Source organism: Lactobacillus sp. Sy-1, from assembly GCF_019303535.1.
In the GTDB taxonomy this organism is placed as follows: Bacteria; Bacillota; Bacilli; order Lactobacillales; family Lactobacillaceae; genus Nicoliella.
The window spans coordinates 209729-223550 of the sequence record NZ_JACCIU010000001.1 but is presented as its reverse complement, the minus strand read 5'-3'; the positions used below and the strand labels follow the sequence as shown (position 1 = coordinate 223550).

The window sequence follows — 13822 nt, the reverse complement described above, 5'->3', positions numbered from 1 at the left end:
TAAGCAAAAAAGGGATCCTATATATGAAGAAGATAAGACATGTACTAACGCAAGCAGGACTAGTATTATCAACTGGAATCGTGACCTTGGGCATCGTTAATGTTGCGACATTAGGACGACCTAGTTCTACCGTAAGAGCTTCTGTTCAAATGAATCCAGCGTACGACTTGTCAGAATGGCAAAAAACGCTGACCGATGCTCAGGTTCAAAAGTTGAAATCAGAGGCTAGTTTTGTAATTATTCGAGTTCAGTATGGAAGTAACTATGCTGATAAGGTTTACCAAAACAATCTGAAGTTATTAGATAAGTATAACGTTCCATACGGGGTTTATAGCTACAGTCTATATAACTCCGTTGCACAAGCTCAGGGTGAGGCGCAAACGCTTTATAATCGGGTGCCAAACGCTCGGTTCTATGTTAATGACTTGGAACAAACGAATGGGATGAGTAGCGCAACCTTAGATGCTGCAACATCGGCATGGGCAGCGAAAATGCGGACTCTAACTACACGACCGGTTGTATTGTACAGTGGCCTTTACTTTATGAGTAATACCATTGGTGATTCTAAGAACGATTATGATACGCTATGGTTGGCTTCCTATGGAGCTGGTGAACCAAACCCATCATATACTTACGGATTATGGCAATTTACTGACAGTTATCATAGTACGGCATTGAACCAAAACATCGATGCATCAGTCATTCCAGATGGTGGAGAACCATTATCATTCTGGGTCGGTAGCGGTGCCACTAGCTCAACCGCAAGCAGTTCTGCATCCGTTTCCAGCAGTGCTGCATCATCCGCTAACTCTGCCGGATCATCAGCAATTTCTTCAAGCGTTAGTGCAGCTTCTAGCAGTGCTAGCGTGAGTTCAAGTGCTGCTTCTAATAGTTCTAGTTCTGCTACCACTAGTTCTGCTGCTAGTTTGAAGTCGAGTAGTTCGACTTTATCATCAAGTAGTGCTAAATCCACTTCAGCAACAATCCCTAGTACTGCTTTTAGTAACAGTACTACTAATAATGGTTCAAAAGTTAGTGCCCATTCGATTAGTAAAAAGAAGACCATTAATGTAATGAAGCCTAAGATTAATACTAAGGTTTATTATTCTTCCAAGAAGGTTAAAAAATTAATGGTAACCGCTAAGAATGGAATTTATGTTTATGATAGTACTAACAAACGGGTAGAACACCTTAAAAAAGGTGCTACGATTGAAGTGTTATCATTTAAGCAACAGGGAACCAAGACAATTGCACTTGGGACTAATGATACCCACTTTACTTCTAATAAGAGTTACGTTAAAGCTGTTAAATAGGGCTACTAAATTAAAAGCAGTGCTTCCCAATCTGGGCAAGCACTGCTTTTTAGTTTAGCTAAATACTAAAAAAAGCGTCCTGATGATTTTATTCACCAGGACGCTTTTCAAATATTATTTGTCTAAGATTTGACAGAATTCAATGGTTTCGTGGTTTGGTCCTAAGATGTTAAAGAACCGAATTCCGTGATCCCAGAATGATGGGATTGATTGAATTTCGTCGTTGACCATGTCAAAGCCTTCAGCCTTAGCAGCTTCAAAAGCCTTGTCAACGTCAGTACAGTTCATTGAGAAGTGGTTAATGGCACCGTTCTTCATGGTAACGGGGTCACCTTCCCAAGTTTCAATTGTAAGGTTATTGTATTTCATGAAAGCACAACGGTTTTCGCCATTGTGGAATAAACCAGCTTGTTCAAAACCTAGCTTTTCGTAAAAAGCAATGGTCTTGTCTAAATCTTTTGAAGGAATTCCAATGTGTTGAAGTCCAGTAAAGTAATCTTGTAAAGCCATTTTATTTGCCTCCGTAGAAATTAATTATTTCAAGCTTCCGTCAAGTTCAACAACTGACTTACCAGGACGCTTGTCAGAACCATCAAGTTTACCAACAACTTCATCAAGTTGAAGAACGTTCTTGATAAGTGGTTCAACATCAATCTTGCCACTTGCCATTAATGCAAGTGAGTCATCGAATGAGTATGGGTTAATGAATGAACCCTTGATGTCTAATTCCTTTTGGAATACTTCGTAAGTGTTAACAGTGAAAGTTTGATCTGGACGACCAACACCAAACATAAGGATTTGACCACCCTTACCTGCAACTTCGATTGCCTTTTCTTGAGTTTCTGGACGACCAACGGCTTCGATAACGATGTCGTATTCTTCAGTAATGTCACCAGATTCAGTGTTGATTACGTGATCAGCGCCAGTAAGCTTTTGTTCTTCAGCTAACTTGTCGTCGTGACGACCAGTTAAGTCAACGTGTTGAACACCGTAGGCCTTTAATAATTCAACGAATAAGAGACCCATGTAACCATCACCCATAACAAGAGCCTTGTAATGTGGTTGTAAGCTAAGACGACGAATACCGTGAACTCCACATGAAACTGGTTCAGTTGAACAAGCAGCCTTTAATGAAAGGTTAGCTGGAACGTGGTATACAACTGATTCAGGAGCAGTGAAGTATTCTTCCAAACCACCATCACGAGTAACACCAACAGCTGATAATGATTCAGCTAATTGGGGACGGTCAACACGGAAGTACTTGTCCTTAGGGAAGTAGATGTTAGGGTCAACTGCAACACGATCACCCTTCTTGAATTGGGTAACGTTAGCACCAACAGCAGCAACAACACCTGAGTTTTCGTGACCTAAAACGATTGGAGGAACAGCATCTGCTGAACCTGGAAGACCGTTGTATAATGCATCGTCGGTACCACAGATACCAGCGTATGCAGTCTTAACTAAAACTTCGTCAGGCTTTGGAGTTGGAGTATCTAAATCTTGGATTTCCATTTGTTTAGTACCAGTTAATACTAATGCTTTCATGTGTAAATATCCCCTTTTAATATAATAAATTTTTTAACCCAATCAAATGACCAGGCTTCAATAACTATTTTATATGAAATAACCATCTGATTCCAAACATTTATTGTTTAGTTCAATTGATTACACCTATAATACTAATGATTATCGTCAAATAATCAACTGCCATTTTATCTAAATATAACGATAATTTGATTTATAAATGAATAAAGTCACATTAACTTAGCACCCAGTAAGCAAAGATAAATGCTGATTTAAGGCCAAGGATAGTTAATAGTTTCACAAACTATAAAACGCTAATTACATCTTTTTAGATTAATATTCATAATGCAACCGGTTGCATGAATAAAAAATAAATCCAGCTAATTTTTAAATATTTTGTGAATTTATTAACTAAAGTATAAGAAACCCTAATTGTGATACGATAAAAGGATAATAATAAGGGGGCAATTTAAATTGCGTAAGGTTATTTATATCATCATTTTTGGCTTTTTAGGTGGCGCACTCCGTGAATGGTTAACGCTATTGTCGGGAAATGAGCATCTGGCAATGATTATTGCGATTAATTTAGTAGGAACGTTCCTGTTAGCGTTTCTCGTTAGCATCCTACCGTTACTGTTTGAAATCTCAAGCGAACTACTAAGTGGGATTAGCGTTGGGTTTATCGGTAGTTTTACCACTTTTTCCACGTTTATGGTTGATTTTGTGAAACTGTTCAAAACTTCACTAATTAATTCTTTTTGGTACCTTTCAATTAGTTTAGTGTTTGGATATATATTCGCATTGATGGGGGTTAAGCTTGCTGATTATGTGATTGCAAGGGTGGGTGAAAAATAATGCTTTCTAAAATTGTAATTGTGGGGCTTGCTGCTTCATTTGGTGCGGTCATTCGTTATGGAATGATTGAACTAATTGGTAATAAAATGGGGTGGAAGGAGTTTCCATTAGCCACCGTTATTATCAACGTCTCCGGGGCATTCTTGCTCGGGCTATTGGCGGGCCAGCTTGCTGATGGTTCCATGGCATATCTAATCGGTAGTGGAATCTTAGGTGGCTATACCACGTTCTCTACGTTTATGAATGAAACGGTTAAACTGCAGATGAAACGGCCTGCATGGGCTGGATTATATTTTATTTCAACGACGTTGTTAGGGATTCTAGCAGCGTTTGTTGGAATGGCGATTTAATAAATAAGAGGATGGGAGCGCCCCATCCTCTTATTTTTGCCTTCTTTTATGCCGTGTAATAATGCTTTCACCGATTTGAATTAAAATAGCGGATACTAATCCCTTAATAGCATAATTGCCCATTTCAGAAATATAAAATTGGATGTCGTAAGTATGATTAACGATTAAATCGAAGCATCCACGCATTATAAAAACGATCACGCTAGCGATGATCATTAGGATTAGCCATAAAAAGGCAGTTCCTTTGATAAAGTGCATATTATTACCTCCAATGTTGATATGTATGATTGGTTTGTTTTTGGTTATTTTAACACAGGGACGATTTTAAAAATAGCCAGTTCCCGATTGAATCGTATCATCGGTGTGATTGAAATTCATTTTAACTTCTGTATAATAGAACGAGTTGACTAAAATAACTATATATAGTGATTTAATATGTTTAATACACTATATATAGTAATAGGAGCTTTTTTGATGAATTATTTGAAGTGGCTATGGAGCCAATTATTAGGTTGGAACGTCCAATCGTACATTCTATTATTCTTTGGGTTGGGATTTAACTTAGCCTTGACGCTGAGCAGTCCGATCACAACCATTAGTATTGTAACGTTTATTGCTGGTGCTTTAGGGCTGACCTGTGTCCTAGCGATTAACAATGCCAAACCCATCAACGGTTGGTTAGGCTTAATTAGTGCGATCTTATTGATTACGGTTGCGTTCACCGCTAAGAATTACATGGAAATTGTGATGCAACTTAGCTACATTGTGTTGTTAGATGTTCCAGTATTACTAATGCCAAGTTGGAACCGGGACGCCGAAAATAAAATTTCCGGATTGCGGGGAGGAAGCGCAGCCGCAACTTTTAAAAACTGGTTACCATACTTAATTGGCTTTGTGGGAGTGGTTTTAATCATGCACACCCTGTTGACGAGCTTAACCGATAGCCCGCGGCCACTGATTGATTCAATTTCCGCAACGACTGGAATTATGGGGGCCATCCTGACCACGTTGAAGAAACGCGAAACCTACTACTTCTGGTTAGCGCAAGGCGTGCTATCAGTGATTCTATGGGGGATTACCGCTGCGCAGGGTGGTGCTTCACCAGTCCTATTCGTAACTTACATGCTCTACATTGCAAATGATATTTTAGCGTTCACCAAGAGCCCGTGGTTTGCCAAGCGGTTAGCTACGAACTAGTAGTCAATTTAGAAAGGGGCAGATTATGACAATGATTGTATTAGCTGGAACCATCGGAGCTGGGAAGTCATCACTTACCGAGCGCCTATCAAATCATTTAGGGACCCAGGCATTTTACGAACCAGTGGGGGATAACCCGGTACTACCGTTATTCTACCAAGATAAAGAAAAATACGGCTTTTTGCTGCAAATCTATTTTTTAAATAAGCGCTTTGAAATGATTAAGCAGGCCCAGCGAGATGATAATAACGTTTTAGACCGTTCAATCTATGAAGATGCACTATTTACGGATTTAAATCATCAACTGGGCAATATTAACGACACTGAGGCAGCGATTTATCATGAACTATTGGATAACATGATGGAGGAACTCCCTTACGCTGCCAAAAAGAAACGCCCTGATTTACTAGTTTACATTGAAGTAAGCTTGGAGACCCAGTTAAAGCGTATTCGCCAACGGGGCCGGGATTTTGAGCAGTCCGACGATTTACTGGAATACTACCGCGGATTGCAAGTTGCATACCAAAAGTGGTTTGAGAATTACGATATTAGTCCGAAGATTAAAATTGATGGCAATAAGTATGATTTTGTGAATAATCAGGATGATTTAACCACGGTTTTGAATCAAATTGATGCAAAATTAGATCGTTAAATGAAAAAGGGGGCGGGGCTCATTGTGAGCCCCGCCCCCTTTAAGTTACGGAGATTACTTTGCTAATCCATCGTGAATTTTATCTAAGTTCCACTTCATCATTGAATAGTAGGTGTCACCAGGGGTGCCTTCCTTCGCTAATGAATCGGTGAAGATCTTGGAGTAAATCTTGATACCAGTTTCAGATGAAACCTTATCCATTGATTTTGGTGATACGGATGATTCAACGAATAGGTGCTTGACATCGTACTTACTGATTGCGGCAAGCACCCGGCGCATTTGTTCCGGAGTTCCTTGCGATTCAGTATTAATTTCCCAGATGTAAACTGGTTTAACATGGTAGGCCTTGGAGAAGTACTTGAATGCTCCTTCAGACGTTACCAATACCCGTTGCTTAGCTGGAATGTCTAAGAACTTCGACTTTGCATCCTGATTCAACTTGGAAAGCTTAGCAATGTAAGCATCCGCATTCTTTTGGAAGTAATCGGCATTCTTAGGATCCTTTTCCTTTAGGACCTTGGTAATGGTTTTAACGTATTTAATTCCGTTAGCAAGATCAAGCCAGGCGTGGGGATCCACTTCGTTTTTATTAGTAGTAAGGTGCAGCGGCTTCACGCCTTTGCTGGCTGCGAAGACCTGCTTACCGAACTGCTTGTTAGCGGTTTTAACTAGCTTTTTGAACCAACCGTTACCACCGGTTTCTAAGTTTAAACCATTGTAGAAAATGGCATCGGCGTTTGTGGTTTGAGCAATGTCTTCGGGACGCGGTTCGTATTCATGTGGATCAGTGCCCCGTTTAACCATGCTGTAAACGTGGACGCGATCCTTTCCCACGTTTTTCACCATATCTTCTAGAATTGAGTTGGTAGTTACAACATTGAGTTCCTTGTTACCGCTGGTGGTGGTTGATTTACTAGCACTACGTTGGTTGATGAACAGAAATACACCACCAATAAGGATAATTACAGATGCCAGTGCGATTAAGATACGCTTCATTTAAATCCCTCTTTCTGGATGTTATTTCTTCAAGCGAATGAGCCCCTGTTTGGGTGAGAAGATGAATGAGAATAAGAATAGAATGGCTGCTACAACAACGATTGCAGGCCCAGATGCCCAGTTGAACGTGTAACTGAGGTAGAGACCAACGATGGATGCAATCGTTCCAAACACGGCGGAGAATACTAGCATCACGGATAAGCGGTTTGTCCAGAAGAATGCAGTTGCGGCAGGGGTGATTAACATTGCCACCACTAAGATGATTCCGACTGTTTGCAATGCAGAAACCGTCACTAGCGTAAGCACTAGCATTAATGAGTAGTGAATAACTTGTGTTTTCAACCCGTATGTTTTGGCAAACGTTTCATCAAACGAAGTGATTAATAGTTCCTTGTAACCAATTGTTACGAATAGAATTACGATTCCGAGTACGACGGAAGTAGTCATCATATCGGAATTACTTACGGCCAGGATGTTCCCGAATAGGATGTGGTGTAGGTTAGTTGAACTTTCGGTCATCGAAATCAGGATGAACCCAAGTGCGTAGAATGAACTGAACACCACCCCGATGGATGTATCAACCTTAATTTTACTGTGGGTTGAGACGAATCCAATCAGTAGGGCAGCTAACACCCCGAAAATGGAGGCTCCAACCAGGAGGTTAATTCCCAGCATGTAGGCAACGGCCACCCCGGGAAGAATGGAATGGGAAATGGCGTCTCCCATTAATGACATTCCCCGCAGGATGATAAAGCTACCGATGATTCCGGACATTACTCCCACCATGATTGCGGTCAACATTGCACTTTGCAGGAAATCGTATTTTCCTAATGCACTAATAAATTCTGCAATTTTCATTATTGGCCCTCCTTTTGACTAAACAGGACAGAAGAAAGGTCGGCACTAAACGCCTTACTGATGTTTTCAGGGTTGTAAACCATTTCAGTCGGTCCACTAGCAACGATTCCGTGGTTCATAATGATCAAGTCATCGAAGTAGTTATGCACCTTATTTAGATCATGGTGGACCACTAGGATCGTTTTGTTTTCGTTCCGCCATTGCTTTAAGATGGCCATGATTGCATTTTCACTTTGCAAGTCAATTCCTACGAAGGGTTCATCTAAAATTACAATGTCTGCTTGTTGAAGAATTGCACGTGCCACGAAGACCCGTTGCAATTGCCCTCCAGATAAATTACCAATTTGGCGGCTGGCAAATGCTTGCATCTTCACTTGATTCAACGAATCCATTGCGGCGGCTTTTTCCTTCTTGCCAGGCATGTTGAAGAGCCCGAGTTGGGCGTAACTACCAGTCAATACAACGTCAAACACACTAATTGGGAAGGTTAAATCAATGTCCTTCCGTTGTTCTACGTAAGCAATCTTCTTTTGAATTGCTTTAATGGGTTTGCCATCATAGTCACTGGTCCCTGATTGAGACTTGATCAAGCCAAGCACAGCCTTGATGAACGTTGATTTTCCGGCCCCATTTGGACCGATGATTCCAGTAATTTTACCAGAATCAATTTGAATCGATAAATCTGAAAAAACTGGGGTTTCTCCATAAGAAACTGAAAGGTTCCTAACTTTGAGCATTATAAGCACTCCTTTGGATACTAATACAGGGGGTATATTCTAGACTGATTGAATATATTTAACTATCATCAATCATATTTTTAGGATAACCTAATAAATATAACGCTTAGTAGTATACATAAACTTTTACCATTTAACAATCTTTTTTATAATTTATTAATGATTTATTTTTAACCATGTGTCTAAAAATATCTAAATGATTCTTGAAATTGAAAGTGTGATTAAAAAATGGTTAAATAATTATTAGAGATAATCAGGAGGTGGTTACAACGGGAACGATTAAAATTCAAAATTTATCCTTCCGCTACGATAAAATGACCAGTAATATTTTTGACCGCTTTAATTTAAACATTGATGAGAGCTGGAAACTGGGGCTAATTGGTCGAAATGGGCGTGGAAAGACCACTTTTTTAAACTTATTACTAGGTAAATTTAGTTACCATGGTGAAATTCAATCAAGCGTTAATTTCAAATATTTCCCACAGAAAGTGGTTAACCCAACTCAGTTGACCCGCGATGTATTAATGCAATTGGCTGGGGTTGGCGAAGAATCATTTTGGCAGGTAGAAATTGAAATGGATAAGCTGAAGATAGCTGAAAAAGTTCTGGACCAACCATTTGATACCCTGAGTCCAGGAGAACGAACAAAGGCACTTTTGGCAGTAATGTTCATTGATGAAAATGCGTTTCAATTAATTGATGAGCCGACCAACCACTTGGATATTGACGGGCGTGCGATGGTTGCCAACTACCTCCAGGGGAAACAGGGGTTCATCGTAGTTAGCCATGACCGAGCGTTCATTGATCAAATCATTGACCACGTTTTATCAATTGATCGGGCCAAGGTGCAACTCTTTAACGGAAACTTTGCCACCTGGCAGAAACAATACGACCGCCAAAATGCAGCTGAATTAGAAAAGCAATCGCAAATTAAAGCGGATGTAAAAAAGCTGACCGCCTCCGCCAATCGGGTGAAACAATGGGCTGACCATGCGGAAGGGAAAAAGAATGCCAAAAATTACCGGGGCCAAAAGAACATGGATTTAGATAAGGGGTTCTTGAGTCATAAGGCTGCTAAAATTATGAATCGGAATCATAGCACGTTAAATCAGATTGATGATGCGATTGATGAAAAACAGGGATTACTACGCAATATTGATAAGATGCCGGATTTATCGTTGAACTATGTGAAACCGCACCAAGAACACCTGCTAGCCGTTGATCAATTACAGGTTGCAAGGAATCAAAGGAAATTAAACCAACCATTTTCATTTGACTTAAAACGTGGAGATCGGTTAGTTCTGGAAGGCGCGAACGGGCTTGGGAAAACCACCATTCTAAAGGCGATTCTAGGGCAGGCCAACTTGATTGAAAGCGGGCGGATTAATCTAAATCAAGTAATTCGCATTTCGTACTTAACCCAAAACTTTGCGGGACTCAGCGGTCAAATTGAAGACTATGCCTTTGGTTATAGAATTGAACTTTCGTCAATTATAAACATGCTACGTAAGTTGGGCTTTGAGCGTGCGGCGTTTAAGGAGGATATTGCCAACATGAGCATGGGGCAGAAACGAAAGGTTGCATTGGCACGTTCACTATGTGAGCAAGCCAACCTCTATATTTGGGATGAACCACTAAACTACTTAGACGTAATTACCAGACAACAAATTCAGGATTTAATTTTAAGAATCCAACCTACAATGTTGATTATTGACCATGACCTTGATTTTATTAAGGCGGTCCAGACGAACGTAGTTGAATTAACCCGGGCAAAATAAAAAACCACGAAACGGTCAATTTCCGTTTCGTGGTTTTGTAATTTAACTATTCATTTAATACCCAGAAGAAGATTAGGAAGACAACGCCTAATACGTACATAATTGGGTTAACGTCCTTACCACGCTTAGCAGCAAGCATGGTGATTGGGTAGATAACGAACCCAAGGGCAATCCCATCTGAGATACTGTAAGTCAATGGCATTCCTAAAGTGATTAAGAATGCTGGAGCAGCAATTTCGAATTTTTCCCAGTGGATGTTCTTAAGTGAACGGGCCATTAAGATTCCGATAATTACTAGTGCTGGAGCGGTAACTTGGTCGGTAATCACACCAAGTAGTGGTGAGAAGAACGTTCCTAAGATAAAGAGAATCCCAGTAACGATTACCGTAAATCCGGACCGGCCACCCACGGCAATTCCGGCAGATGATTCAACGAAAGCACCAACTGGGGAAGTTCCGAGTAATGAACCAGCCACCATTCCAGTAGAATCAGCAAGCAATGCGCCACCAATTCGTGGAATTTTATTATTCTTGATGAACCCAGCTTGTTCAGCTAGTCCAACCAACGTTCCTGCAGTATCGAAGAAACTGACTAATAAGAACGTTAGCACAACGATTAGTAATTGTGCGGTGTTGATATCAGTGATGTGCTTGATCGATTGTAAGAAAATTGGCTTTAAGCTTGGAACAGCAGCTACCCATTGATTAGGTAGTGCAATCAAGTGGGTTGCCATTCCCAGAATCGCAGTTGCTACCATTCCGATAAAGATGGAAGCGGGAACCCGTGCTGACATTAATACCAATGTCAATACCAATCCAAAGATGGTTAACCAAGTGCTTCCAACGTGGAAGGAGCCTAGTTCGACAAGGGTACTCTTGCTGGCGGTAACAATCCCTCCTTGGTTTAAACCAAGAAAGGCAATGAACAACCCAATCCCACCACTAATGGCACTCTTGAGGTCGTTTGGAATTGCATCGATAATGATTTCTCGAATCTTGAACAACGTCAAAACTAAGAAAATCAAGGATGCTAGGAACACCCCAGCTAATGCCGTTTGCCATGGAACTTTCATTCCGATACAAACAGAGTAAGCAAAGAATGCGTTCATTCCCAAACTAGTCGATAGTGCAATCGGGTAGTTGGCAATCAATCCCATTAAGAAACAGCCGATGGCGGTTGCAAGGGCGGTCGCAGTAAAGACGGCCCCCTTTTCCATTCCTGATGCGCTCAATACGTTTGGGTTTACGAATAAGATGTAAACCATCGAGACGAAGGTGGTTAATCCGGCAATTGTTTCGGTCCGGAAATTAGTCCCTAGTTCGTCAAAGTGAAAAAAGTTAGCTATTTTAGCTCCCATTAAGGCCACTCCTTGTTAAATATTCGGTTTTCAATAAAATCACAAAATCCATCTTAACATAATGTTAATCTTTTATCAAATTCACGAACGATTAGTTCAATTTAACAAGTGAACGATCCGAAATTATTTAAAATCACTAAATGCGTCGTCAATTTGCTTAGCTTCTTCATCAGAAAGGTTGATGTTCATTGCCTTTGCATTATCACTAACTTGTTCGGGGTGCTTAGCGCCTGGAATAACAACTGCAACATCTGGATTTTGAATGTACCATGCCAATACAAGTTGGGCGACTGAGGCGTTATGCTTTTCCGCTAACGGTCTAATTTGATTAACAGCGGCGATGATTTTAGCAAACTTAGCTCCCTGAAAGTTTGGATTTTTACTTCTTGGATCATCATCCGCAAAAGTAACTGAAGAATCATCGTATTTACCAGTTAGGAGCCCAGAAGCGAGTGGGAAGTAAGGAACGAATGAAATATCATGGTCTCTTAAGTATGGGAATAACTCCGTTTCGGCCTTCCGTTCAATCAAGCTATACTGATCTTCAACAACGTCAACTAAGCCGTCCTTATTAGCCGCTTTTAATTGGTCCATTGAGAAGTTGGAAACCCCAATTGCCTTAATTTTACCCTCGACCTTAAGTTCATTTAATGCAGCAATTGCCTGATCCTTTGGGGTGTGATCATCTGGAAAATGAATGTAGAAAATATCCAAGTAGGTGGTGTGCAAACGTTCAAGACTGGCTTCCACACATTGTTTTAAAAATTCGGGGTCGTTATTAATGGTGATATTGCCATTTACTAATTCCTGTGCCCCCTTGGATGCAATCGCAAAACTTCCCCGGTCGTAACCCTTGATGGCTTCCCCAATTAGTTCTTCAGAGTGGCCCATTCCATACATGAATGCAGTGTCTAACAACTTAATGCCAGAATCAAGGGCCGTTTTAACGGTTTCAATTCCAGTAGCATCTTTAAGGTTAGGGAATAGATTATTGCCACCAACCGCATTAGTTCCTAAACCTAATGGGGTGCTTAATACCCCTGATTTACCAATTTGGACGTTTTGCTCGTTCATGAATGATTCCTCCTAAATATAAAATATCTTTTAATAACTCTATTATGATACGAATGTAGCTAATTTAAAAATATTTTGCTATTTAAATTTAGGTTCTAAATTGGGTATAATTAATATAGGAAGATTAATGAGGAGGGAATTGAATTGAAAACCGTTTTAATTCTAGGCAGCCAAAAGCCAATTGCAAGGATTGCCATTGAAGAGTTGAGTCGACATAAGGATCTACGTTTAATTGAAATCGATGATGAACAAGTTGACGTTACATACGAGAAGCTATATTTACCGTTTATCTCAGAAGTTAATTTCGTTCTTTCGTTTTTAGGACCAATGGACGTTGATTTGGCGTTTGAAGGCTTATTCGATGCAATTCGCTCAAGCCAAGTTAAAATTGAAGATTTTGTAATGCTATCCACTGCGGGAATTGATAACGAAGTTGAGGGGACAATGAAGTATCCAGATGACGTAAAGGACGTTGATGAATACCTAAAGCAACAACGATATGCAATTAAGGTTGTCGATGAAGCTGAAATTCCATACACGATTTTACGGCCAGCAACATTAGTGTACCAGGCCGAGGGGGAATTACAGATTTATGATGAAGGACAACCAATGCCAGCTGGCATTGTTTCACGTGAAACAGTTGCCCAGGTGGCAGTTTCAGCAATTACTTCACATCAATATGTGAACCAGTCAATTGGATTGGTTCAAGATACTAAGGGAGCTGATGAATAATGGAATTGAGTCGCGAAGAATTGGACCAAGTTAAACTGCAATTGTCTCGGGCACAACAAGTTTCACACTTTGTAATTTTCGAAACTTTTGATCCATCATTAAACGAAAAGGTCCGGATGGTAATTGACCGCAATGGTTATGAAAATATGAAGCGGGCGCGCAATAGTCAAACCCCAATGAGAATCATTCGGGACTTCGTGCCGGTAACCGATGCACTCGCTCGTTGGGCGGTTGCAGAACACGATGCCGCTGCCGCCAGCATGAAGGGTGATGGCGATATCGAAGCGTTGGTTCAGTTAATGGATGAACGAATCAACGAAGTATTAATTGAAAATAAAATGGAACCAAATAAATAGTCATTGGCAAATCGTCAATGACTTTTTACATATTTGAAAAGGA

General features: G+C 40.4%; 16 protein-coding genes. 8 read left to right on the top strand and 8 right to left on the bottom strand.

All coding sequences use genetic code 11. From position 1 onward, the window contains the following. Window positions 1-23 precede the first annotated feature (23 nt). On the top strand, window positions 24-1313 hold the full coding sequence (locus tag HZL42_RS00980; protein ID WP_219053853.1) for a GH25 family lysozyme: 1290 nt from the start codon (window positions 24-26) through the stop codon (window positions 1311-1313). A gap of 114 nt (window positions 1314-1427) precedes the next feature. Here HZL42_RS00980 and HZL42_RS00975 read toward each other — a convergent pair whose 3' ends face one another. After that, the gene (locus HZL42_RS00975) at window positions 1428-1823 is read right to left on the bottom strand and encodes a VOC family protein (RefSeq protein ID WP_219053852.1); all 396 of its coding nucleotides are present in this window, start codon (window positions 1821-1823) and stop codon (window positions 1428-1430) included. A 24-nt stretch (window positions 1824-1847) separates the two neighbouring features. After that, window positions 1848-2858, bottom strand: a complete 1011-nt coding sequence (locus HZL42_RS00970; RefSeq protein ID WP_219053851.1) for a zinc-dependent alcohol dehydrogenase family protein — start codon at window positions 2856-2858, stop codon at window positions 1848-1850. A gap of 453 nt (window positions 2859-3311) precedes the next feature. On the opposite strand from HZL42_RS00970, the gene HZL42_RS00965 reads away from it, so the two are divergent. Then, complete coding sequence (locus HZL42_RS00965) at window positions 3312-3692, top strand: CrcB family protein (protein WP_219053850.1); 381 nt, start codon at window positions 3312-3314, stop codon at window positions 3690-3692. Further along, the gene (locus tag HZL42_RS00960; RefSeq protein WP_219053849.1) at window positions 3692-4042 is read left to right on the top strand and encodes a CrcB family protein; all 351 of its coding nucleotides are present in this window, start codon (window positions 3692-3694) and stop codon (window positions 4040-4042) included. The genes HZL42_RS00965 and HZL42_RS00960 overlap by 1 nt, the downstream gene beginning before the upstream one ends. Window positions 4043-4072: 30 nt before the next feature. On the opposite strand, the gene HZL42_RS00955 is transcribed toward HZL42_RS00960, so the two are convergent. After that, a complete protein-coding gene (locus HZL42_RS00955) occupies window positions 4073-4300 on the bottom strand; it encodes a hypothetical protein (protein WP_219053848.1) in 228 nt (75 codons plus the stop codon). 216 nt (window positions 4301-4516) lie between these two features. On the opposite strand from HZL42_RS00955, the gene pnuC reads away from it, so the two are divergent. Continuing rightward, entirely contained in the window at window positions 4517-5239 is a 723-nt protein-coding gene (gene pnuC / locus HZL42_RS00950) for a nicotinamide riboside transporter PnuC (RefSeq protein ID WP_219053847.1), read from the top strand. A 25-nt stretch (window positions 5240-5264) separates the two neighbouring features. Further along, window positions 5265-5891: a deoxynucleoside kinase gene (locus HZL42_RS00945; protein WP_219053846.1), complete on the top strand. Its 627-nt coding sequence runs from the start codon at window positions 5265-5267 to the stop codon at window positions 5889-5891. A gap of 54 nt (window positions 5892-5945) precedes the next feature. On the opposite strand, the gene HZL42_RS00940 is transcribed toward HZL42_RS00945, so the two are convergent. Genes HZL42_RS00940 through HZL42_RS00930 form a run of 3 tightly spaced genes read right to left on the bottom strand, consistent with a single transcriptional unit; the run spans window position 5946 to window position 8482 of the window. After that, complete coding sequence (locus tag HZL42_RS00940) at window positions 5946-6887, bottom strand: metal ABC transporter substrate-binding protein (RefSeq protein WP_219053845.1); 942 nt, start codon at window positions 6885-6887, stop codon at window positions 5946-5948. Window positions 6888-6908: 21 nt separating this feature from the next. Continuing rightward, window positions 6909-7748 carry a metal ABC transporter permease gene (locus HZL42_RS00935; RefSeq protein ID WP_219282821.1) on the bottom strand — a complete coding sequence of 280 codons (840 nt, stop codon included), beginning with the start codon at window positions 7746-7748 and terminating at the stop codon, window positions 6909-6911. Then, window positions 7745-8482 (bottom strand): metal ABC transporter ATP-binding protein, encoded by a 738-nt coding sequence (locus HZL42_RS00930; RefSeq protein WP_219053844.1) that lies wholly within the window; start codon window positions 8480-8482, stop codon window positions 7745-7747. Before HZL42_RS00930 ends, HZL42_RS00935 begins: the two co-directional genes overlap by 4 nt. Before the next feature lie 260 nt (window positions 8483-8742). Between HZL42_RS00930 and abc-f the strand changes: the two genes are divergently transcribed. Further along, window positions 8743-10260, top strand: a complete 1518-nt coding sequence (gene abc-f, locus HZL42_RS00925; protein ID WP_370629274.1) for a ribosomal protection-like ABC-F family protein — start codon at window positions 8743-8745, stop codon at window positions 10258-10260. Window positions 10261-10306: 46 nt separating this feature from the next. On the opposite strand, the gene HZL42_RS00920 is transcribed toward abc-f, so the two are convergent. Both HZL42_RS00920 and HZL42_RS00915 read right to left on the bottom strand, forming a co-directional pair. Beyond that, window positions 10307-11617 (bottom strand): NCS2 family permease, encoded by a 1311-nt coding sequence (locus HZL42_RS00920; protein ID WP_255552515.1) that lies wholly within the window; start codon window positions 11615-11617, stop codon window positions 10307-10309. 123 nt (window positions 11618-11740) lie between these two features. Beyond that, window positions 11741-12691, bottom strand: a complete 951-nt coding sequence (locus HZL42_RS00915; protein ID WP_219053842.1) for an aldo/keto reductase — start codon at window positions 12689-12691, stop codon at window positions 11741-11743. Window positions 12692-12835: 144 nt separating this feature from the next. Here HZL42_RS00915 and HZL42_RS00910 point away from each other — a divergent pair, with 144 nt between their 5' ends. Next, complete coding sequence (locus HZL42_RS00910) at window positions 12836-13423, top strand: NAD(P)H-binding protein (protein WP_255552514.1); 588 nt, start codon at window positions 12836-12838, stop codon at window positions 13421-13423. Beyond that, a complete protein-coding gene (locus HZL42_RS00905) occupies window positions 13423-13779 on the top strand; it encodes a hypothetical protein (protein ID WP_219053841.1) in 357 nt (118 codons plus the stop codon). The genes HZL42_RS00910 and HZL42_RS00905 overlap by 1 nt, the downstream gene beginning before the upstream one ends. The last annotated feature ends 43 nt before the right edge of the window (window positions 13780-13822 follow it).